22 protein-coding genes are annotated in these 21,334 nt (G+C 35.3%); 5 read left to right on the top strand and 17 right to left on the bottom strand.

The window, feature by feature from the left end:
• Positions 1-24 precede the first annotated feature (24 nt).
• Positions 25-669: a hypothetical protein gene (locus tag JCM14822_RS06435; protein WP_054740724.1), complete on the bottom strand. Its 645-nt coding sequence runs from the start codon at positions 667-669 to the stop codon at positions 25-27.
• Positions 670-1,125: 456 nt separating this feature from the next.
• Here JCM14822_RS06435 and JCM14822_RS06430 point away from each other — a divergent pair, with 456 nt between their 5' ends.
• Entirely contained in the window at positions 1,126-1,749 is a 624-nt protein-coding gene (locus JCM14822_RS06430; protein WP_054740722.1) for a helix-turn-helix domain-containing protein, read from the top strand.
• Between the two features lie 117 nt (positions 1,750-1,866).
• Here JCM14822_RS06430 and JCM14822_RS06425 read toward each other — a convergent pair whose 3' ends face one another.
• From JCM14822_RS06425 to JCM14822_RS06385, 10 genes are all read right to left on the bottom strand, one after another.
• Positions 1,867-2,052, bottom strand: coding sequence for a hypothetical protein (locus JCM14822_RS06425; protein WP_054740720.1), 186 nt, complete (start codon positions 2,050-2,052; stop codon positions 1,867-1,869).
• Positions 2,053-2,065: 13 nt separating this feature from the next.
• Entirely contained in the window at positions 2,066-3,172 is a 1,107-nt protein-coding gene (locus JCM14822_RS06420; protein ID WP_054740718.1) for a hypothetical protein, read from the bottom strand.
• Between the two features lie 353 nt (positions 3,173-3,525).
• Positions 3,526-3,678: a hypothetical protein gene (locus JCM14822_RS20095; protein ID WP_157047660.1), complete on the bottom strand. Its 153-nt coding sequence runs from the start codon at positions 3,676-3,678 to the stop codon at positions 3,526-3,528.
• Positions 3,675-5,147 carry an LlaJI family restriction endonuclease gene (locus tag JCM14822_RS06415; RefSeq protein ID WP_054740716.1) on the bottom strand — a complete coding sequence of 491 codons (1,473 nt, stop codon included), beginning with the start codon at positions 5,145-5,147 and terminating at the stop codon, positions 3,675-3,677. The genes JCM14822_RS20095 and JCM14822_RS06415 overlap by 4 nt, the downstream gene beginning before the upstream one ends.
• A complete protein-coding gene (locus JCM14822_RS06410; protein WP_054740714.1) occupies positions 5,147-8,407 on the bottom strand; it encodes an McrB family protein in 3,261 nt (1,086 codons plus the stop codon). The genes JCM14822_RS06415 and JCM14822_RS06410 overlap by 1 nt, the downstream gene beginning before the upstream one ends.
• A 54-nt stretch (positions 8,408-8,461) precedes the next feature.
• Positions 8,462-9,688, bottom strand: a complete 1,227-nt coding sequence (locus JCM14822_RS06405) for a DNA cytosine methyltransferase (protein ID WP_054740712.1) — start codon at positions 9,686-9,688, stop codon at positions 8,462-8,464.
• Entirely contained in the window at positions 9,678-10,778 is a 1,101-nt protein-coding gene (locus JCM14822_RS06400; RefSeq protein ID WP_054740711.1) for a DNA cytosine methyltransferase, read from the bottom strand. Before JCM14822_RS06400 ends, JCM14822_RS06405 begins: the two co-directional genes overlap by 11 nt.
• A gap of 38 nt (positions 10,779-10,816) precedes the next feature.
• Positions 10,817-11,008 (bottom strand): MerR family transcriptional regulator, encoded by a 192-nt coding sequence (locus JCM14822_RS06395; RefSeq protein WP_054740709.1) that lies wholly within the window; start codon positions 11,006-11,008, stop codon positions 10,817-10,819.
• 354 nt (positions 11,009-11,362) lie between these two features.
• Positions 11,363-12,559 carry a 23S rRNA (uracil(1939)-C(5))-methyltransferase RlmD gene (gene rlmD, locus JCM14822_RS06390; RefSeq protein WP_054740707.1) on the bottom strand — a complete coding sequence of 399 codons (1,197 nt, stop codon included), beginning with the start codon at positions 12,557-12,559 and terminating at the stop codon, positions 11,363-11,365.
• Between the two features lie 149 nt (positions 12,560-12,708).
• Complete coding sequence (locus JCM14822_RS06385; protein WP_054740705.1) at positions 12,709-12,936, bottom strand: hypothetical protein; 228 nt, start codon at positions 12,934-12,936, stop codon at positions 12,709-12,711.
• Positions 12,937-13,056: 120 nt separating this feature from the next.
• Here JCM14822_RS06385 and JCM14822_RS06380 point away from each other — a divergent pair, with 120 nt between their 5' ends.
• Both JCM14822_RS06380 and JCM14822_RS06375 read left to right on the top strand, forming a co-directional pair.
• Entirely contained in the window at positions 13,057-13,449 is a 393-nt protein-coding gene (locus JCM14822_RS06380) for a hypothetical protein (RefSeq protein WP_054740703.1), read from the top strand.
• A gap of 126 nt (positions 13,450-13,575) precedes the next feature.
• Complete coding sequence (locus JCM14822_RS06375; protein WP_054740701.1) at positions 13,576-13,908, top strand: hypothetical protein; 333 nt, start codon at positions 13,576-13,578, stop codon at positions 13,906-13,908.
• A 224-nt stretch (positions 13,909-14,132) separates the two neighbouring features.
• Here JCM14822_RS06375 and JCM14822_RS06370 read toward each other — a convergent pair whose 3' ends face one another.
• The 4 genes from JCM14822_RS06370 to JCM14822_RS20085 all read right to left on the bottom strand — a co-directional run bounded on the left by JCM14822_RS06370 (position 14,133) and on the right by JCM14822_RS20085 (position 17,430).
• Positions 14,133-16,094: an endo-1,4-beta-xylanase gene (locus tag JCM14822_RS06370; RefSeq protein WP_054740699.1), complete on the bottom strand. Its 1,962-nt coding sequence runs from the start codon at positions 16,092-16,094 to the stop codon at positions 14,133-14,135.
• A gap of 379 nt (positions 16,095-16,473) precedes the next feature.
• Positions 16,474-16,806, bottom strand: a complete 333-nt coding sequence (locus tag JCM14822_RS19180) for a transposase (RefSeq protein ID WP_278287187.1) — start codon at positions 16,804-16,806, stop codon at positions 16,474-16,476.
• Positions 16,807-16,893: 87 nt separating this feature from the next.
• Positions 16,894-17,250 carry a hypothetical protein gene (locus JCM14822_RS06360; protein WP_054740695.1) on the bottom strand — a complete coding sequence of 119 codons (357 nt, stop codon included), beginning with the start codon at positions 17,248-17,250 and terminating at the stop codon, positions 16,894-16,896.
• Between the two features lie 39 nt (positions 17,251-17,289).
• Positions 17,290-17,430: a hypothetical protein gene (locus JCM14822_RS20085; RefSeq protein ID WP_157047659.1), complete on the bottom strand. Its 141-nt coding sequence runs from the start codon at positions 17,428-17,430 to the stop codon at positions 17,290-17,292.
• Positions 17,431-17,524: 94 nt separating this feature from the next.
• Between JCM14822_RS20085 and JCM14822_RS06355 the strand changes: the two genes are divergently transcribed.
• A complete protein-coding gene (locus JCM14822_RS06355) occupies positions 17,525-17,800 on the top strand; it encodes a transposase (RefSeq protein ID WP_157047658.1) in 276 nt (91 codons plus the stop codon).
• Between the two features lie 54 nt (positions 17,801-17,854).
• Here JCM14822_RS06355 and JCM14822_RS06350 read toward each other — a convergent pair whose 3' ends face one another.
• On the bottom strand, positions 17,855-18,628 hold the full coding sequence (locus JCM14822_RS06350; protein WP_054740691.1) for an arginase family protein: 774 nt from the start codon (positions 18,626-18,628) through the stop codon (positions 17,855-17,857).
• A gap of 170 nt (positions 18,629-18,798) precedes the next feature.
• On the opposite strand from JCM14822_RS06350, the gene pepT reads away from it, so the two are divergent.
• The gene (gene pepT, locus JCM14822_RS06345) at positions 18,799-20,028 is read left to right on the top strand and encodes a peptidase T (protein ID WP_054740688.1); all 1,230 of its coding nucleotides are present in this window, start codon (positions 18,799-18,801) and stop codon (positions 20,026-20,028) included.
• A gap of 61 nt (positions 20,029-20,089) precedes the next feature.
• Here pepT and JCM14822_RS06340 read toward each other — a convergent pair whose 3' ends face one another.
• Positions 20,090-20,959, bottom strand: a complete 870-nt coding sequence (locus JCM14822_RS06340; protein ID WP_330377375.1) for a cysteine synthase family protein — start codon at positions 20,957-20,959, stop codon at positions 20,090-20,092.
• Positions 20,960-21,334 lie beyond the last annotated feature (375 nt).

Genomic DNA, 21,334 nt, shown 5'->3' with positions numbered 1-21,334 from the left:
CTCTTCCCTACGGTGCCATATTCATTATCTGTACATCTTTACGATCTTATCAAGTAACTGTAATGCCTCTTCACGATATACATCATTGTACTGATTCTTGTAACAAGTAAGACTTCCAACATTGAAATTTGCAAGTCCGTCACTCAAGATGCGTTCTGCCTCTTGGCGGACTCTATTAGCTGGGTTCATGCTAAGTCTCATTTTGCTGTAGAACTCCTCACCCTTAATACCTGTGTGAAGAAGTAATACTGCATATCCGATTTTAGGTGATTTATCAATTAAAGATACCACCAACTCTACAAAAGTGTTCAAAGCCTCATCAAGCTCTGCTCTTTCCATGTATTCATCTTCAACAGAACGGCTTGTCCCCATTGCCATACCATACTCATCTTCCATAGCATTCATTGACACGGAGTTTGGCACATCATAATGTCCAAGTTCCTCATTCTGAACTAAAGTAAGAGCTGATGTTCCTCTCTTTGCCCATTCTTCTGGTACAGCCTTGTAAATAACCTTAAAGTTTCTACCACCTACTGTTAATGTCTTGATGCATTCTCTGTTAGTACAATTCTCATCATCAAGCTCTGTGTACTCGAAAGGAATCATAACCTCGCCTGGCTTGATGTCCTCTCCATTAAAATTCTTCTTAAAATCATTTTTTTCTCTCATAGTCGTTTCTCCATTTCTGACCGTGCAGGTCGAAATGCAGAAAGACTGTGAGTTCCCTAGCCGAAAGATGAGCGCACTTGACTAGGGATACCTCTATCACCCAATGCACTCGACCTCACGGCCTCCTGTGTTATTAATTGGTAATAGATGTATCCAGCCTTCGGACGTCACTCCAGCTATATACATATTTTTTATTTGAGCCTTGAAGACTCATATGGAAACACAATCACTTGTGCCACCATATCGGTGTTCAAGGTACTATAACGATTTTGCTATCTACTTACTTATTCTCCATTTTTCTTTCAACTTTTTGCGTTTTATAAAATATGGAAGATTTGGAGGAAAATAATAAAATATTTTTTCGTTGTAATAAGTGTAATTGTCGTGCTATGATATATTCAAATCTTATATATTCATTCATTTTGAATATACTTATAACTGAAAGGAATGATATGTATGCAAGAACTGAATACAGATATTCTTAAATTGAATATCGAGCAACTTAGAAAGGCGGCAGGGGTATCTCAACCCGAGTTAGCAGAAGCCATAGGTATGTCTCAACCCAACCTCTCTAAAGCATTGAATCCTAAGTACAAACAAACCTTTACACTCGCCCAAATATATAAATTGGCTCAATTTTTCAATACTTCTGTAGACGCCTTAATTGGTGGAACTGCAACAACAGCTGTTGGTCCTCGCTCAATTGCAGCCTTTTTTGCAAACTTGCTAGAAACAAAAAAGATCGAACCAATAAAGGTTGATATTGAAGAAGATGTCCCTTCCACAGGAAAGAGAAAGATATTTGACAGAAAAGAAATGGTTCAATATAATGCATTTTTTCTGCCAAACTATTACAACGATGAGGACTATATGGAGTTATTTGGTGTTGGCAAAACAACCGACACAGATCATCCCAATTACAAAGTGAACTCTTTTCTTAATGAGTTCATGGCAATATTGCAAATGAAAAACAATGGCAGTCTATCAAAAGAATCATTCCAGGCATTCTATTTAGAATTGCTTAAAGCTGTTCCCGAAACCACAAATAGCGAAAAGCCGAAGCGAAAACTCAATTTTTAGGCAAAACAAAAAGAGCCGAAGTCATCTGAATGGACTATTTCTAGTCACACTAATCAGATAACTCCGGCTCTTGCTCTTGGGTTTACGCCTCAAGGCAAACTTGGTAGTTTCCTTAACTTATTTACTTACAGCCATCTCTTTGGCAACTTGCACCTGATACACTAGGTCATTCCAATTAATTGTCTCAACCTTGTCTTTATCCTGTTTAACTTCCAAAGTAACATTTTCACCCTCGACAATCACATCACAAAATCTCGGTGCTTGCTGCTTGTCACTTCGAAGATTTAATATCGATTTACGCATACCCTACACCCCCTTAATTAAATGGCAGTGAATCATCTGTAGGGTCGTCATCCAAATCATCAACAAGAAATGCGTCAATAGCACTTTTTATATCTTTATTAATCTTTGGATGCTCCATTCTGTCCTTCACTGTCTCAAACAATGATTCAAGCAAAGGAACGAGTGGGGAATTATCGTGTGTTCCAACTAATAACGAACAACCTTTGTATGGAACTGATACCCACGCTTCTTTTGCATAAGCCATAGGATCACCAACACGATGAACACTTTTCTCTATATCCATAAGATACAACGTAGTACCATTCTTCATGCGAAGGTTATAGCAATCTCCCGCAATGCAAGTTCTAGGACCAAATGTTTTAGAAGTAAATACTATTCTTGTTACCTCTTCTGGATATTCACACTCTGATTCCTCATAGAAAGTTTCCTCACTAAAGAGCGGATGATAAATCCACCCATTCATATCTGGCTCAACTCTATCAAGCACATGTTTTGTTTCTCTATTCCAGTCCAACTTGTCATCAATAGTATCGAGCTTTAATTTATCAAAAAACTTAACTAGGTATAACTCGGTAGGAGTCATTCCTGAAATATCAGCCCTTAACATTGTATCAACACCAACTCCGAGAAGCTTTGCAGCTGTTACAACAAACTCTACTGATGGTTCAGCAGTATTGTCTTCCTTCTCCAATCTAGCTGTGTATCCTAAACGGACATTAGCATCTCTCTCGATTTGGCCGACTTTAACATCAGGGTTACTTTTAAGAAGTGAACGAAGATTTTTGAAGAATATACCCTTGTCAAAATTCTTATAACTTTCAAGTGCCTCTTCAAGTTTAACGCGGCAGGCATCTAACTGACCTCTTTCATCTTCAAGTTCTTTTTTTCTCTTAATTGCTTCTTGCTTTGCATTATCAACTGCATCTTCAGGAATAATGCTTGCAAGTACATCAACATCTCCTAATTCGGAATTAATCTCATTTATTCGTTCTTCTATCTTTTCAATGCCAGATGTGATGTCTTCTTTAGTACTCAATTCCATTCCGCTTATCGATACTAATCCTTTCATCTGGGTGAGAAGATCTATATCTGAAAGCTTCGTATTCTTATCAATAGCCATAATACCATCTCCTTTTGCATTTCTGTAATATACACTATATACCATTTGCATCTAGTTGTCAATTACTTGCAAATAATTTTTATACTTTGCACCTAGTTGCATATTTTAGGTATTATTCATTGAATCACATATTTCTTTATCATCTACTTGCGAAAAAACAGCCGGACAGAAGACATGGCATACCTGTTGTACAGGATTATTCCTTATCTTCTGTCCGGCCATGAAAAGGGTTAGTCACAAGGCCGTGACAACTCTATAAACTTTTATCTGTTTAACAATCTTTTACCAGGTAGCGAAGCTGATATTTTTTGTACATTCCGTAATTTGCATTATACAGAACATTTGTTCGATTGTCAATTATCTTTTTGTTCTTTTTCAGAAGTCTCTCCTATAATTGCCCTTATTTCCTCTCCCAGCTTTTCGTTTTCTTCCGCTAACATTTTTAATAATGCTTCGCCTTCCTCTGGACTCATTTGGGCTAATTCTTTGTTTGAATATCTTCTCATAATTCTAACAATCCTATATCTATCTTCCTTTGCGTTAAATAGCATTCATATAACATCCTTGCCGGAATCTGTCTTATCTGAATATTCTCTAGTCCAAGGGCCTCAAGCATAGGCATCTTTGCTGTACCTTTCTTCACAATTTCTTCCTTCTCTGTAGGCATTAAAAAACAGTTCTTAACCACTGCAATATTATGAGCCTTGATGAACTCACGGTAAGCAAGCTGATACAGATACTGCTTTGTTACATCTCCTACTCCCGGATTACCACGAAGTGATTTTCCTTTTTCTAATTGGATGTTGTAATACTTCGCATCGAAGATGATAAAATAATCAACTCCATCGAATTTAGGAATACTGATCAAATCTGGAATCAAAGTATCAGATGCAGTTTCGGTTGTATCCGTTCCCTCCCATATTGGCTTTTCAATAATCTCGATGAGCGTTTTCTTCTGCATCGGCTTATACTGCTCTGCCAACGGAGTAGACATCTTTAACTGTCCCAATGTAGTATTCAGCTTATTATCAAATACCTCTGCACAGACTTTTTCCCAAACCGCATGATAAGCTGTTGTTCCATACATACTAATGCCATCGTTTTCCTCAAGCATTCTTCTGTCTTGCGAAACATACGCATACAAGGTCTTTAATAAAATCTGCCTTCTGGTATTAAACTGTATATTTAATTCCTTATGGATACGCTCAAGAATATAATCTCTATCTCCAAAATCCTGCAGAGTCTCTTCCGATAACTCCAATGAATCCATATCAAACAAAGTATCCAACTGTGCATCATGTAACTGCTGCGAACACTCCGTTAAAATACATTCATGCAGTCTCTTGAAGTAATCCATATCATCGTCCACAGTCTTTCCTGTGTACAGTTCCATATAATACGGACGATTATCTTCAATCAAGGCAAAGCTCTCATCTATGGTCTTTCCCCACAGAATCTCGCCTTCTCCATTAATTTCCACTATTTCTTCACTATTTGTGTAAATGCCGTATTCGTAATAATCGTTAAGCAAGAAAAGAATCACGGCCAAGATATTAAAACTACGATTTTCTCCATTGCCATTAAACACATTTATTATCTGTTCTTCTGAACGGCTATATCGTTCCAGAACCTTAACCACCTGTTTCATCTCATCAAGTGGAGCTTCCTTCTTCGATAATAAATACTTTGGAAATACCTTTATAACACGGCTGCCACAAGTGATGATTCCAACATAGGTAAAGACATATAAGCAATCACCACTCTCGGCTGTTTCATCAGTTATCTCAATGTCCTCATCCATCAAATCAGACATCTCCAACTGATCCGTATTATTCTTTACACTCTTTAGCACACCGTAGGCTTTTAAGTTCTTTATAAACTTCTCCACCCCGGATTCATCAAAGGAAAAAATGGTCTTGAGATCATTCTTGGTGTATCGTTTCTGCTCTCTAACATAACTCGATACAATCTTCATTACGCATCATTCCTTTGTTTATCATAAAATGTCTCTCTAAAGGTTGCTCCAAAAATAGCAGTTCCCATTGTATCAAAAGCCTCACAGACAGATGAATACTTGCTGCTATCACAACCATCAAAGAATCTATGCTTGCCCTGCTTAACAGCATCTTCGTAAAGATACATAATTACTTTACTCTTAAAAGCATCAATAAATCTTTCAGTATCAATAATCATGCCATTCTCATTTGATGCAATAACCTTCTTTGAAAGGAAGAAAGGTCCCATCAGCTTATCTTCATTAATCTTAAAGTCTGAAGATGACATCTTATCGTTGATAGCCTTACGGAGCATATTCCACTCGATTGGCTCATCAGATCCTGGAAGCATAATCTTTCCGATTCCTTGAATCTCTTCTTCATTCTCATTAATTCCGAGATACTCAAAGTTCCATCTTCTCTTGAAAGCTGTATCCATAGGGAATACACCCTGGTCAGCACTATTCATGGTTGCCCATATAAACATATTATTTGGAATACGGATTTTCTTATAATTATCAGCTGTTCCACCAAGCTCTGCTGCAAGGTATCTTCTGATATCCTCTGATGCCTGAATTTCGTACTCACTTACACCATCATCATCACGGTCAAGTAACTGGAATACATCTCCAAATACTGCTGCCACTTTAGCTCTGTTGATTTCTTCAATCAAAAGAAGGTGTGGCTGTGGAGCATCAGTTCTTCCACTCTTAAGGGCATCAACATAAACCCTCATAAATGGACCAGGTACAAAGTCATATCTGATACTTCTTCCATCTGCATCCATTACTGGCTTATAAGTTCCTACAAACTGTGAATATGAATAGTCTGGATGGAAAGTTACTCTCTCATATGTACCTGCAGTATCTGCCATCAACTTTTCACAGTCATCTTTCAAACCGTAGCTCTTACCTGTACCCGGCGCACCAAATACAATACGGTTTCTCTCATATTTTGTTTCTATATCTGTATTAAATATAAGTGGCATATAGTCCTCCTTCGTTGCAATCAAATACTGCAAATATTTCTTAATGGCGCTTCTTTGTGTATTGTTCTTCTTCTCCGAATTATCAAGCACTTCAATTGTTGTCTGAACCTGTGCGATTTCGGTTGTATAGAACACACTTCTTTCCGCTACCATTGGCAAAGGAGTATTCTGTATGTTACTTACATATGAATTGATGGAGTCAGTGCTGTATGGCTCTCCGGCATTAGAATCACCTTCTGGTTTAACCTGCATTGACATCCAATACTTAAATAATCTTTTATTTCTCTCTTCTGGATCTTCATCATCGTAGCTGATTTCCTCAAGCTGCATTTCCTCATCCTGATAATAATACTTCTTATAAAGGAACATGAGGTTTTCTTCATCAGTGAGTGTATAGCAAGATGTAAGTTTTCCTTCGCTCTTTGTAGGAAGGGTTTCTCCATCAGCAAAATTTAAATGCCACTGACCAGACTTAAGATGTGACATATCACTATTTCCATCATAGAAATATGAACCAATGTCATCAACAAATGCAATCAGCTTTTCTCCTGCCATTGCTACAAAGATGGTATTCTCATCAGTCTTGTAGAACCTTGCAATCTCTCCTGCCTTACGTGAAGCAGTCTTCGCATCATTAGGGTAATAATCCCCTTCAAGTTTCTCTGCAATCGCAGTTCTATCAACACCATCTCCGGCAGTATAATTTTCAAGCGAGCCAAGAGCCTTCCAACCAAGACCTATTACAGAACGCTGTTTCCATTCTGCAACATAACTCTTCTCATCATCACTTGTACCCATTCGTACAAAGCTTTTTATTCCACCAAACTTGTCAAAGAATACATGACCAAACTCTCTGTATAATAAACCACCACGATTCTCAATCATGCTAATCTGTCCACTTCGAGCATAATATTTTTCACTTGGCTTTATTCCCAAACTACGAAGGACATGACACTGCCAATCTGTGCTGTGATAATTACTTAACTTCTCTGGGAACATAATACTGTAGTATTTATGGAACCATGCCCAGTTATAAAACTGCTCCCCAACTTCTGCCTTTAAATCATCATCCAATTTTTCATAGTCAGCTAACGAATTAAGTTCTGCTTTTTCAATAATCTCTGCACCCTTAACAAGAGCATTAACTATTTCTCGGCCACGCTGAACAGCTTCTTCGTCTGTCAATTCCTGTGATTTCTGTGGACTACCTGTTGTCCACATACCTGTTTCCTTTTTCTGGAATAATCCAAATTTATATGCTGAACCACCAGAAATACTACCGAAGTAATTCTTACAGTCCTTATTCATCTCTATCCAACAACAGAGTGCTTCTGTGTTATCTCCTGTTGTATAGAAAACACGAGAGAGTAACTCCTCGTCTGACAAAGAAGAAAGAAGCTTATAATTAAAACGAGATACGAACTCTTCTCTTGCAGACTCAATCTGTTCCTTTGTTACAGGAATTTCAAAGCCGGACTCTGTTAAATGATTCTTGATGATTTTAGCAGCACGAGTATATTCGTCTGACTCATCAATAAAATCATCTGTATCATCACCGCTTTCGTATTCAGCGGCTTCTTCTATGTCCATATATTCTCTATATGATTCAATTGTGCTACCATTCCAAAATTGATCATAATTAATGATATCAAATATGTCAGCCTTATTACTTCTTGACAATCCTTCATTATCAATGACATATTTTCCATCTTTTTCAGCTATACATCCAGACCACAATAACACCTTTACCATTTCCCTTATCTGACGGTCTTCATGCTTCCATTCATGTCCACCTTCAGATGCATCAATAGAATCTGGGAGTACACCTGTTTTTCTATATTCAAAAATATCATTAATTAGTTCAGATAAGTTTGTTCTTTTTCTTTTTGCTATATTCTCATTGTAGAATAAGAAGTATAGAATCTCCTCTTTTGTCAGATAAGCAACTACCGAACCATACAGTAAATTCATAGTGTACAGTATCTTTATAATTTCTCGCATAGGTGCAAGTACGATTCCATCGTTCTTTGCATCTTGAAAAGCAGCTGTTGTTCTCATATTAGGGAATTGAAATTTCTTAATAAAATTTAAAACAACACTTCTAACATTTCCAGACGCAGCAACCTTTGCACAATTGCTATCCGTGGTTAAGTTAAAATAAAAACCAAGTGTCATCATGTTGTTGTTTGCACTTTTGTCTTCGGCAGATGTTGGCACAGTATCTGTTGCGAAACAGTGTCCTGCCTTCTTCAAAGACTCATCCAACACCGATATTCTCAAATCGTTTGTAAACAAATAATGATACAATTACTGCACCTCCATTCTTTCTAATAAATCTGCCACTGCAAGACTAACTGCCTTTGCCAATTTAGGTGGCACTGCATTTCCTATCATCTGATATGCGTTTCCTTGCGAGCCTACAAAATCAAAATCGTCATCAAATGACTGTAATCTAGCAGCCTCTCTTACTGTAATAGATCTACTTTGTTTAGAATCATAATGAATAAATCTATTACCGTCTTTGTATAAATGAGCAATGATAGTCGTGCTTGGAAGATCTGGTTCTAACACATGATATCTATGAATTGGTGATTTTGAACCGACTTTCTCCTCATATAATTCGCTAATTTTCTTGCTATCATATTCTCTTTTACCTGATTCAATATCCCGTGCAAGTAAACGAAATGTATCCATATCACGCACATTGTGATATCTTGGTTTATGCCATGTATACTCACTTTCCGGGGTCTCGTGAGACTTCTTCTTGCTATGATGTTCCTCATCCCAAAATGCTGTACATTCTGGCAAATCTCCAATTGCATCTCGAACTGTAAGAACTTTCTTGCCTTTGTACTTTGGAAGAATCTCACTATAGAATTCATTTAAATATTCCTGAATGTTACTGTATCTTTGAGTATCAACTCCAACAATTATCATTCTCTCTCTATTTTGTGGTACGGAATAATCACTGGCATTTACTTTTGCAACTCTCAGATCTTCAATAATCTCATATCCTATTTCCTCAAATCCCTTTCTAATTAAATCGGTAATTGGAGTTCCGTCTGGTGCTGCGCTTAATATACCTGGCACATTTTCAAAAACAAATAATTTAGGTCTATATCTATTTACTACATTCAGATAATGTTCAAACAGATAGTTCCTATAATCATCACGCATTCCATTCTCATCTCTAACTCTACCTGCTACAGAATATGCCTGACATGGTGGCCCCCCGATGATGATATCTATTCCATTTGCTTTATTCACAAAATAATCTAATCCCTTACTCTGGCCAAACTCATCATCTTGCCATCCTTCGAATAACTCGTCTTCTCTCTGAATGTCAAAATGCATAACCCTTTCAGCTGCATCTTTTACCTTCCACTTTGTTTCAAGTCTGTGGATTAATGTATTTACTTGTGGTTTCAGCCATTCAACTGCTGCCACATCTTCAAATTTGCCACTCTGTAAAAAGCCATCTTCCAACCCTCCACATCCGGCAAATAAATCTATCATTTTGTACTTATTCGGCATCTTGTTGTCCTTTCAAGTATTGTTTTAACTGTTCTGCCACAACCTGTCCTAGCATAGGTGGTACAGCATTTCCCACCTGACGATATTGCTGTGACTTGTTCCCATAGAAAATAAAATCATCTGGGAAACTCTGCAATCTTGCACTCTCTCTTACTGTTGGAATTCTATTCCACTTATAATGAAAGTGTGATCTATGACCTGTATTAATAGTATTTGAAGGTTTCTTACTGTGATATCTTGTAAGGGCTTCATGATACTTATAAATACCTTGATATTCTTCTGGTAAAGCTTTATAGTTCTTTCCTTCTGGAACCAAAGCAATCATCTTCTTTGTTTTTTCAATAGGCACACTACCAATATGATTTTGAACCTTTTGAGAATTTTTTCTCATCTTCTTCTGATATTCATTTGCAGGAGCCATTGTGTAGTCCTGGATTTCATCCCCATAAATAATCTCTCCAGCATCAGTTTGAAGAGAAGGCAAATCTCCTATTGCATCCTCACAAGTCACATAATGCTGCTTATCAACGATTGCATCTGGGAACTGAAACTCTGAATCTCCATCTCTCAATCCGACAAAAAATACTCTTTTTCGTATCTGTGGAATTCCATAATCAGGAGCATATAACAACTTCGGTGTCATAACATATCCGATTTCTTTGAAATCCTCAATAATTCGTTTTGCACCAATACCACCATTGGTTTGTAGCATTCCCGGAACATTCTCTAAAACCACAGCTTGTGGTTTCAATCTATCTGCCAACTTAACCATTGCAAGATATAATGAATTTCTCTTATCATTCATATCTCTTGGTCCAGCAATCGAGAATCCTTGGCAAGGTGGTCCCCCAACAAGAACATCCAATTTGATATCTCTTTTTTCGAGAAAATCAACTATTACATCAATGTTGTCATGATTAAATAAATCCAACTTCATAGCTTCAGCAGTACCATGATTTTCCTTAAATGTTTTTAAGGCAGCCTCGTCAAAATCAACACCAAGAACTACATCATATCCTGCATCATAAAAACCACGGGATAATCCGCCCGCGCCTGAAAACAAATCCACACAAGTAAACTTCTTACTCATTATCTTTTCCTCGATTCTATATTATTTTGAGCAGCCGTCTACTCTGCCTCTTTATCTGCTTTATTAGACTTCATCCTAAAATCCAACGGTTTAGGTGCATCATCGGGTATTGCCCATACCTCACCGACCTTAAAGGCACCTTCTATTCGATTTTCTGAACATAGGACTTGAACTCGTCTCTGTGAAATATTCCATTTTTTTGCCGCTTGGCTCGCACTTAAATAGCCCATAATACACCTCACTTTACCATATCATTATATTCCACGGGACGAATAAAAGCAATCAAATTCTACATTCACACCTCAATTTTATTATACTCACAAGGTGTACCAAAATACGGACTCTTACCCATTAACCATAGTGTTCCACAACCCACCCCTTTAACCATAGTGTTTCTACAACCTACCCCTTTAACAATAGTGTATTCACAACCTACCCCTATATCAAAAGTGTAGCCACAACCCTACCATTTTCAGCCTTTCGATAGGTTTCCACCGACAAGAAAAAGAAAGACCAAAAGCAACACTCAAAAATGCTACCTTTGGTCTTAAAACCCTTTATTTCAAGCCTTTTGACGGCTATTCCTATTTTACCTTTGACATCAACACGACAGTCTCAACGTGGCTAGTATGAGGAAACATGTCTACTGGGCATATTTCTTTCACCCTATACCCTCTTCCACATAAGTATTTTAAATCCCTTGCTAATGTTTTAGGATTGCATGATATGTATACTACTCTTTTTGGTCCTAATTTAATCACAGAGTCCATAAACTGCTCTGTGCTGCCGGCTCTTGGTGGGTCCATGAAGACCACGTCTATTGGTTTGGTATTTTCTTTAGCTAAGCTGACCATAAATTTGCTAGCATCTTGATTGTAAAATTGAATATTGTGGCGTTTGTTATATTTGGCATTGAGTTTGGCGTCTTTAATGGCATCGTTATTGAGTTCTACGCCGATAACTTCTTTGGCATATTTGCTGGCGATAATACCTATTGTTCCTGTGCCGCAGTAGGCATCAATGACATTTTCTTTGCCTGTTAAATGGGCTAGGCTAATGGCTTTTTCATAGAGGATTTTAGTCTGCACTGGATTTACTTGATAAAAGGATTTTGGTGAAATGCGGAAGGTGTAGTCACATAATTGATCTTCGATATAGCCTTTGCCATAAATGACTTTTTCTTTATCGCCCAGTACCATACTTGTTTTTTTATCATTGAGATTTAAAACAATGGTTGTAATCTCTGGATGGAGTTTTCGTAGGGCTTTGATGAAGTTTTGTTTAGATGGAAACATAAAGGAGCTCACGACGAGTACCACCATGATTTGACCACTTTGATGACCTGTGCGGATAAGGATATGACGCATAAGTCCCGTTCTTGTATCTTCGTTATAAACTTGTAATTTAAAGGATGGCAACAAACTACAAATCGTTTGAATGATGGCATCAGCTTTTTGATCTTCTAAGTAACAGTTTTTAACGGGAATAACTTGATGGGTTCCTTCCTTATATGTACCTGAAATCACTTGGCCGTTTTTCATGCGGTCTAAAACGGCATGTACTTTATTACGATAATAAATCGGTTGCTGCATCACTTTTATTGGGGCCACATAACCATAATGCTTAAGTAACTTTGTGATTTGTGCTTGTTTCATTTCAAGCTGTTTTTCATATGGGATACTTAGCATTTGGCAGCCACCACATTTTTGATTGGCACTGCATTTAAATGTTTGTTCTTGCTTTACACGAGTCTCTTTTAATTTTGTAGCTTGTTGATTCATTATTACTCACCTTTTTAAATTATTTTATAATATATCAATTATATACTACAATTATACAACATTCACTTATTTATACAAATAAAAAGGAATTACGTCATGAAAAATGTAATTCCTCTTAATTAGTGTAAGAAATGCTTTTTAAAACTTGTTTAAAAGATACCTTTAATAATCATACAGATACCCATTAAAATCAAAATAATACCTAACGGTATGACAATAATGGTCACGCATAAGATAATGCCTGTTATCAAAATAAGTGTCCCTATTGCGATAGTAATTAATTTACCTGTTAATTTAAATACAAGACCAACTAATGCCCATATTAATAAAATTGGCCAAAAGATTAATTTTCCAAAAAAATGTAATATTATACTCATCTCCCTTTCATTACTACTATTATCATACGCGTTAATTTATAAATAAAATTTTCCAGTAATCAAAATAATAAAAATGGGAAACCTCTAAGTCTAATATCACTTAAACAAAAGAGGTTTCCCATGCATATTACAAAGTTAGTATCTAGACTTTTTAAACTTTTTATACCATCTATTATCGAAGAAATTGCAAAATCATCTGGTTTTATGAAACGCCATTCTAAACTTCTACCTGAAATTTTTGCAAAAGCAATGTCTTTAGGCTTGTTAGACTGTAAAAGTATTACTGAAGAAGTGATTGCTGAAAAGTGTGCTTCTATTCAAAATGGTGTGTCTCTAAATAAACAAGCTATTGCAAATAGATTAAATGAAAGCGTTCCATTTCTTAAGAAATTACTGCAAAGAGCCTTTTCTTTTATCTATGTCAATGCTTTAGAAAGTCACTCATCTTTATTACTAAACTACTTTTCAGACATTAAACTTATTGACTCATATAAACATCGACTTTTACATTAGAATCTTATGATTACTAACATCAGCAAAGAAACCCTTAATACATCTATTATTACAGAAATTTATCGTATAAGATGACAAATAGAACTACTTTTTAAGGTTCTAAAAAGCACATTTTCGCTAGACAAAATGCATGTAGGTAAAACTAAATATGTAGAAGCAATTCTTTATGTGAAATTTCTAGAAGCATTACTTACAATGCCACTTTATGATAGTGTAGATCAAAGCATGCTTAAGAGTCAGGGGAGAGACGTAAGCATCCAAAGATTTTACACATTACTGCTTGTAGATTTATATCAGTTTTATACACTAAAAAGAATTACTCTACATATTTATGAGACGTTCTCTAACTTAGTTCAAAGAATAGGAAAGTTGGCTTTGCATGAAAAACGCTTAAGACAAACCACCTATTCTAAAATAGAATGTTATCTAGAGCAACTAACTGTTACTGGAAAAACTTAGGCTTAAGTTAACGACTATGATACTATTATATTTTATACAGGTATGATTTTAACGAGAGAAAGATTAAAATTTGATTAAAAATTTAAATTATTTAATTAATACGCCATCATAGTATACAGCTACGCTTTCATTTGAAAGTGCTGGATATGTAGACCAATCTTCTTTCGCAAAACGTACCTCTAAAATTAATTTGCCTGTTTCAGGTACAAGTTCTGCACTATCCCCTAAAGTAATTGTAAGGCACCATTTTCAAATTTACCTTCAATACTATGATTTACAGAAACATACCAAGGTGCTGTATTGTATTGAATTGCGCCATTATCACACCAGAAGTTTTGTTTTTCTGCTGGCATACTATCTGCTGTATAAACAATCTTAAGTTTTGAAACATCAATTGTTTCTTTATTAGATGTAATTGTATAACGTTGGCTTGCTGAATTGCCATTAACAGTTGTCTTAACGTCCACGCCAATGCTTACATTTGCTGGATCTTTGCCTGGTGTCTTACTATCTTTATAATCTTCAATTAATGAATAGTAAGCTGGTTTTGCTTTATATTCACCATCGAAGAGTAATGGATAACCACCAAGCCAGCTTGTTATATCTGTTACACCCCAAAGAACTACAGCTGTAATGTTAGCTCCGCCTTTTTTAAGTTCCATTACTTTATTCATAATTTGTTTGTAACGTTTAGCTTGTTCATTAAGTGCATAACTTGTGTTATCTGGATTTTTAATATCTAATTCTGTGAGCTGAATTTCAAGGCCTAATTGGCTATATTTCTTAACAGCTTTTTCAAACATATCAATGCTTGGATATTGCATAATCCAGTGAGATTGCATACCCATACCATCGATTAAGTCTTTTTCTTTTAAGTCTTTAAGAATATCGTAGATATAGTTCATTTTCTTATCTTCGTATTCATTGTAGTCATTGTAGAATAACTTACAACCTTCTGGTGCATATTTTCTTGCATATTCAAAAGCTCTTACGATATAATCTTTTCCGATTGTCTTCATCCATGCTGACTCGCCATTGCTTACATTATTAGAACCAGGTCTTCTCATACCATCTGATGTATCAGGATCAACTGCTTCGTTGACAACGTCCCATGTATAGAATTTAACTGTTGGATATTGATTAGCTAATGCTTCCATGAGATTTTTAATGTAGTTTTCCATTCTTTGAAGCATGACTTCTTTAGATACCCATTTTGCATTGGCATCATCTGAATAACCTTCTTTGAAGAACCAGTCTGGTGTTTGGCTATGCCATACAAGTGTATGTCCTCTTACTGGTAAGTTATTGTCTCTTGCAAACTCAAGTAATGTTCTTGCAGAACGTAGGCTAATTTGTGGATTTGTTTCATCGCCGCCGCTTTCTTCCATATAAGCTAAAGTTGCATTACGGTCAAGTGTAGAATCTGGTTTAAGCTCATTTCCAAATGTGATACTATTGTAGTGTTTTAAGAATAATTCTTTACCTGGTTTTGGTGCAATTTCTTTTGCTTCTGCTGCACCGCCAAGGATTAAATCATATGGTGCAAAAACATCTTTAAGTCCAGGAATGTCTTGTTCAATTTCTGGAATACTTGCTGGTTTTGCTTCGAAAGCATCAATATAGAAGTCCATTAAATCTTGTGGTGATGGATTAGATGTCCATTGTGTTTCAACATATACAGAAACATTTGTTGCATCTGTTGGGATTGTATATTCCCCTTTTAAGATTGTCCATTGTCCTTTATTAACAGCTTGAGATTTAATTGTTCTATACTGATCATCTACACCATCATTGTATTGTAATTGAAGACTGAAGTTTTGTGTATTAGAATAATTGCCTGTGTATTTGATTGCTACAGAGAATTCATATGTTTCGCCTAATGTTAATTCTTTTGATTTGTCACAAGTTGCGCCATGCCATGTTTCGCTACGATTGCTTACTTTAATACAGCTTGAACCTGTATAATGCTCGTCTATAGAAAGTTCTACAATTTCTTGAGTGTCGCCTGTACCACGATTTCCCCAGCCGTTTAACTCTTCTGTTTCAAAGTCATCGTAAATATAAGCGCCATATTCTGCCTTTGCTTCTGCTGCAAGTAATGGTGTCATACTTGTACAAATAGATGATACCATTATACATGCTGTAAGTACTGCAAATAACTTCTTAGTAAAATATCTTACTTTCATATACATCCTCCTTCTCATTCCCCTTGCTAGGTAACTCTGTAGGTTCAGTATAGCATTTTAAGTTGTACGTACAAGTTAATTTGCTTACTATGTAGCATCTTTCTACATATAGTGATTTGTTTTATATTCTCCTTAAATACTTTGATTTTTAGAAAATATTTTTGTTGAAATTATACATTCACAATCGTAAACTTAGTCCTAATCTTTTCCAGTAATAATGAGTTGTTCTAAATAATATTCGATTTTAGCGTAAGTTGTTTGTCGTAAACGTTTTCATGTAAAGACAGCTTTCCTATTCTATAGATAACATTAGAAAGCCTTTCGTAAGTATGTAGTGTTATTCTTTTGAATGTGTAAAACTAATATAAGTCAACTATAATCAATGTGTAGAATCTTTGGATACTAACGCCTTTCCCCTTTGTTTGATTGATACAATCATAAAGTGGCATTGAAGTAGTGCACCTAGCAATTTTCCATACAGAATAGCTTCTACATATTTAGTTTTTCCGACATGCATTTTATCTATAGAAAGTGTACTTTTTAAAACCTTAAAAAGTACCTCTATTTGCCATCTCATACGATAAAGTTCTGTAATAATTGAAGCATTAAACGTTTCTCTATTGATGTTAGTAATCATAAGATTCCAGTGTAAAAACTGACATTTGTATGCATCGATATCGGCACCATTATTTTGTATAATAGCCTTTCTGATACGTTTAGTTGCAATGTCATCAGAAAGTTTTACACCTACTAAGCGGACTTTAAGCTTGTTATATTTTTCGATTCCAATATAAATATCTCAATCAATAGAATCTTTACTTTGGCTAAGAAGTTCTTCTAACTCCAGTTGTTCATAGATAGCATATCTTTCTGAAATTGATTTGTAACACTTTAAAGCTGATTTTGCATTGCGACCACCCATACCAGTATAATCATCTGCAACTTGATTTGGTAATAAAATAGTTGTTACATCTAAAAGTTTCACATCTGAAAAATAGTTGAGTAATAATGATTGATGATTTTCTAAAGCATTCACATAGATTAAAGAAAAAGCTTGTTTCAATAGTTCTTGTAAAAAAGGTATACATTCATTGAGTCTTTTAGAAATAGCTTGTTTACTTAAGGATACACCATTTTGAAACAGCACATTTTTCAACAATCACTTCTTCGGTGATATTCTTTGAATCTAAAAGTCCTAAAGACATTGCTTTTGCAAATATGTCTCAGGTAGAAGTTTAGAATGACATTTCATAAAACCAGTTGATTTTGCAACTTTTTCTATAAAAGATGGTATAAAAAGTTTAAAAAGTCTAGATACTAATCTTGTGATATGCATGGGAAACCTCCTAATCTGAGTGCTATTAGACTATAGAGGTTTCCCATTTTTATTGAATTTATTACTGGAAAATTTTATTTATAAGTTAACGCTTATGAGTAATAAATCAAATGCAATGAATCTGTTAAAAAAGTGGATTCAATATGGTGAATCTTTAAGTATTCCTGAAGTAAGTGAAGCTTTAAAGACCTTTAAAAACTGGAAGATTGAGATAGCAAACTACCATCAATGTCGTTTTACAAATGCTGCTGTTGAAGGTAAAAATAATAAAATCAAGGCACTTCAACGCAGGAGTTATTTTTTAAGAAATAGACAAAGCTATGAGTATCGTATTTATCTAGAATGCAATAGTGAATTTTTGCCAGCCTAACAATTAGGCTGGCAAGCACATATTTTGGTGATGATCCTAAATTAATGCTTATGATTATACATTTCTTTCTTCTTCTGCCACAGCGACTTCCTCAATAAGTTCTAAAATCTGACCATTAGCCGCATTGTTGAGTAGTTGGGCTGTTTTCGTAATTTGCGCCACATTTGGGGCATACTCTCCGCAAATATCTACACCTAATATTTTATGATTTTTTACGATACACTCATAAATTTCTCCCAGTTCTTGCAGGGTTAAAATCCCTTGATCCCAATTAGTGCATACCTCTTTTTGGTCAATCACATCTTTATCTACTGAAACATATACATTATAGTGAATATATTTTTGCGCAAAGACCTCCCAATTGGGATGTCCCTTTAACATCTTTTCCCCATAAGCTACAACTTTTTCACGATAAGCCTCTGGAATCTCTTCAATAAGCTGGTCAGCTACACCAATAATAATAACTTCCCTCAAAAATGGGTTGTCATCTAACGCTCTCTTTACCCAACAACCACATGACATGAGATTTTCAAAAAGTGATGGCTGCATATCTGTATGATGATCAAATAGTACTAAAGTAAAAGGCTCCTTAATATACGCCATTAATAAATAGGTAATATAGTGATAGTTCCCTGAATCAATATAATTAATGCGCGTTCTCTCATGATGTACTAAGCGCTCACGAATCGCCTTTAAGCCTTCTTCATCACAGTAACCATTAACACCTTCTAAATCTGTGAAGTTAAGCCATTCATATATTTCATTTTTATAAAAGTCTTGATATGTATAGGCATTGTCAAAATTAAATAATGTAATCCTTTCATGCATCCTTATTCCCCCTTAAGCTAATGCCTGTTTAAATTAATAATCCTCATTATACATTTTATATTTTTTTATTATTAAAATAAACTTATTTTTCAAAAAACGAAGTTTTATGCTTTTTCTTTACAATATTATGGTAAAATAAATAATAAATATATTTAGGAGGCTAAATCTTTATGAAAGACAAATTATTAAACCGCTTTTTAACTTATGTTAAAACAAATACACAAGCTGATGATAGAAGTACTACTTACCCAAGTAGTACTGTTCAAATAGAATTTGCTAAAAAACTGGTAGACGAATGTATTCAAATGGGCTTACACGATGTTGCTTTAGATGAAAATGGTTACGTTTTTGCCACTCTTCCAAGTAACATTCAAAAAGAAGTACCTACAATCGGCTTTATTGCACATATGGATACTATCCCAGACTATCCAGGTAATAATGTAAAACCTCAAATCATTGAAAACTACCAAGGCGGTGATATCTCTTTAAATCCAGAAGTTGCTTTAACTCCTTCTCAATTCTCTGTACTTAATGGTTTAATCGGTGAAACACTTATCACAACAGATGGTACTACAATTTTAGGTGGCGATGATAAAGCTGGTATTGCTGAAATCTTAACAGCTATGGAATACCTCTTTGCTCATCCTGAAATTCCACATGGCCCAATCCGTATTGGCTTCACACCTGATGAAGAAATCGGTCACGGTGTAGATTACTTTGATGTTCAAAAATTCAATGCAGACTTTGCTTATACAATCGATGGCTGTGCTTTAGGTGAAATCCAATGTGAAAACTTCAACGCCGCTTCAGCAACAATTGAAGTCAAAGGCTTAAGTGTTCACCCTGGTTCTGCTAAAGGTAAAATGAAAAATGCCCTTACTATTGCCTGTGAATTCCAAAATGCGCTTCCTACCAATGAAGTACCAGAATGTACTGAAGGTCATGAAGGTTTCTATCATTTACACGGTTTTGAAGGACATCTTGAAAATGCAAAATTATATTATATTTTAAGAGATCACGATAAAGCGAAATTCAATACACAAAAAGAAACAATCTTAACGATTGCTGAAAGCCTAAATAAAAAATATGGTTCAGATACTGTAAGTGTACAAATTACAGATAGCTACTACAATATGAAAGAGGTCATTGATAAGTATCCAGAAGTTATGGATCTTGCTGAAAAAGCTTTTGCCAAAGCGGGTATTACACCAGTTCATGAACCAATTCGTGGTGGTACTGATGGTGCAAGACTTTCATTCATGGGACTTCCTTGCCCTAACATCTTTACAGGTGCTTATAATTGTCATGGCAAATTTGAATTTACAGTTGTTTCACATATGGAGCTTGCTGTTAAAGCAATCTTAGCGATTTGTGAACTTGGCAGTGAACTTGAAAAATAATTTATAACCTAAAAAATGTGCCCACAACTTCATATTGCAGGCACATTTTTTATGTTAGAAACTATGTGGAATCACATCTAATAATACAATTATCTTTTGAAAGATAATGATCTTTCATAGGTTCTTCATTGGCATAATCTGTTGATAAGTACTTTTTATTATCATCTGCAAAAGTCGTTACAATCACTGCATCTTTACCTAACTTCTCTTGAGCAATTAAACAGCCTAATAAGTTGGCACCTGATGAAATCCCTACACCTATGCCTAACTTCTTAGAAAGTATTTGTGCCATAATGATAGCATCCCCATCTTCTATTCCAATGACATCATCTAATTCATTAAGTTTCACAATGCTTGAAATAAACTCATCTGAAATACCTTGAATACGATGATTTCCCACCTTATAGCCTGTAGATAATGTTGGCAATCTACTTGGTTCAGGAGGATAAGCCTTACAATTTGGATTAACTGCTTTAAGGCGTTTACCGATTCCTATAATTGTGCCACCTGTTCCTACACCAGCTACTACTGCATCTGCTTTAAGCCCTAAACGTTCTAATTGCTCTTCGATTTCTTTACCCATTAATTCATAATGTGCACATACATTATCCTCATTAGAAAATTGACAAGGTAAGAATACACCACCCTTTGTAGCTAATTCTTCTGTATTCTGAATAGACCCTAAAAATCCCCCCTCTGCTCTCGAAACAAGACGTACATCTACTCCATAGCCCTTCATTAAATTAATACGCTCTTTACTCATCCAATCTGGCATATAAATCACCACTTGATGGTCTAAGTAACTACCTAAAGCTGAAAATGAAATTCCTGTATTACCACTTGTTGCTTCTGCAATCATATCTCCTTCTTGAATCGTTCCTTTTTCATAGGCTTTTTGTAAAATATATAAAGCAACACGGGTCTTTAATATTACCTGTTAAATTATAATACTCTGCTTTTACAAAAATTGTATGTGTTTATTCTTTATAGCTTAATTTAATTTCTAATAAAGAGGTGTTCCCTATCATTTGAGAAATTTGCTTAAATTTTTCTTTCATCTACCTACTCCTTATCTTTTCATTTTTCTAATCCGTCTACTTAAGATGTATTCAATATATAATCAATATATCCTATCATTACTATATCAGACTTAGGTGAAAATTAATGTTTTTCATGCAAAGCCAACCTTCCTATCCTCTGAATTAAGTTAGAAAACGTCTCGTAAGTATGTAGTGTGATTCTTTTTAGTGTATAAAACCGATATAAATCTACAAGCAGTAATGTGTAAAATCTTTGGATACTTACG

Origin of the sequence: Cellulosilyticum ruminicola JCM 14822, assembly GCF_001311925.1 — a bacterium.
GTDB lineage: Bacteria > Bacillota > Clostridia > Lachnospirales > Cellulosilyticaceae > Cellulosilyticum > Cellulosilyticum ruminicola.
This window is presented reverse-complemented; position numbering and strand designations above follow the sequence as displayed.

Bases quoted from the DNA above. Each gene is read 5' to 3' on its own strand.
- JCM14822_RS06435 (WP_054740724.1), bottom strand. From the start codon at position 669: ATGAGAGAAAAAAATGATTTTAAGAAGAATTTTAATGGAGAGGACATC.
- JCM14822_RS06430 (WP_054740722.1), top strand. From the start codon at position 1,126: ATGCAAGAACTGAATACAGATATTCTTAAATTGAATATCGAGCAACTT.
- JCM14822_RS06425 (WP_054740720.1), bottom strand. From the start codon at position 2,052: ATGCGTAAATCGATATTAAATCTTCGAAGTGACAAGCAGCAAGCACCG.
- JCM14822_RS06420 (WP_054740718.1), bottom strand. From the start codon at position 3,172: ATGGCTATTGATAAGAATACGAAGCTTTCAGATATAGATCTTCTCACC.
- JCM14822_RS20095 (WP_157047660.1), bottom strand. From the start codon at position 3,678: ATGAGAAGATATTCAAACAAAGAATTAGCCCAAATGAGTCCAGAGGAA.
- JCM14822_RS06415 (WP_054740716.1), bottom strand. From the start codon at position 5,147: ATGAAGATTGTATCGAGTTATGTTAGAGAGCAGAAACGATACACCAAG.
- JCM14822_RS06405 (WP_054740712.1), bottom strand. From the start codon at position 9,688: ATGCCGAATAAGTACAAAATGATAGATTTATTTGCCGGATGTGGAGGG.
- JCM14822_RS06400 (WP_054740711.1), bottom strand. From the start codon at position 10,778: ATGAGTAAGAAGTTTACTTGTGTGGATTTGTTTTCAGGCGCGGGCGGA.
- JCM14822_RS06395 (WP_054740709.1), bottom strand. From the start codon at position 11,008: ATGGGCTATTTAAGTGCGAGCCAAGCGGCAAAAAAATGGAATATTTCA.
- rlmD (WP_054740707.1), bottom strand. From the start codon at position 12,559: ATGAATCAACAAGCTACAAAATTAAAAGAGACTCGTGTAAAGCAAGAA.
- JCM14822_RS06385 (WP_054740705.1), bottom strand. From the start codon at position 12,936: ATGAGTATAATATTACATTTTTTTGGAAAATTAATCTTTTGGCCAATT.
- JCM14822_RS06380 (WP_054740703.1), top strand. From the start codon at position 13,057: ATGCATATTACAAAGTTAGTATCTAGACTTTTTAAACTTTTTATACCA.
- JCM14822_RS06375 (WP_054740701.1), top strand. From the start codon at position 13,576: ATGCATGTAGGTAAAACTAAATATGTAGAAGCAATTCTTTATGTGAAA.
- JCM14822_RS06370 (WP_054740699.1), bottom strand. From the start codon at position 16,094: ATGAAAGTAAGATATTTTACTAAGAAGTTATTTGCAGTACTTACAGCA.
- JCM14822_RS20085 (WP_157047659.1), bottom strand. From the start codon at position 17,430: ATGCATATCACAAGATTAGTATCTAGACTTTTTAAACTTTTTATACCA.
- JCM14822_RS06355 (WP_157047658.1), top strand. From the start codon at position 17,525: ATGAGTAATAAATCAAATGCAATGAATCTGTTAAAAAAGTGGATTCAA.
- JCM14822_RS06350 (WP_054740691.1), bottom strand. From the start codon at position 18,628: ATGCATGAAAGGATTACATTATTTAATTTTGACAATGCCTATACATAT.
- pepT (WP_054740688.1), top strand. From the start codon at position 18,799: ATGAAAGACAAATTATTAAACCGCTTTTTAACTTATGTTAAAACAAAT.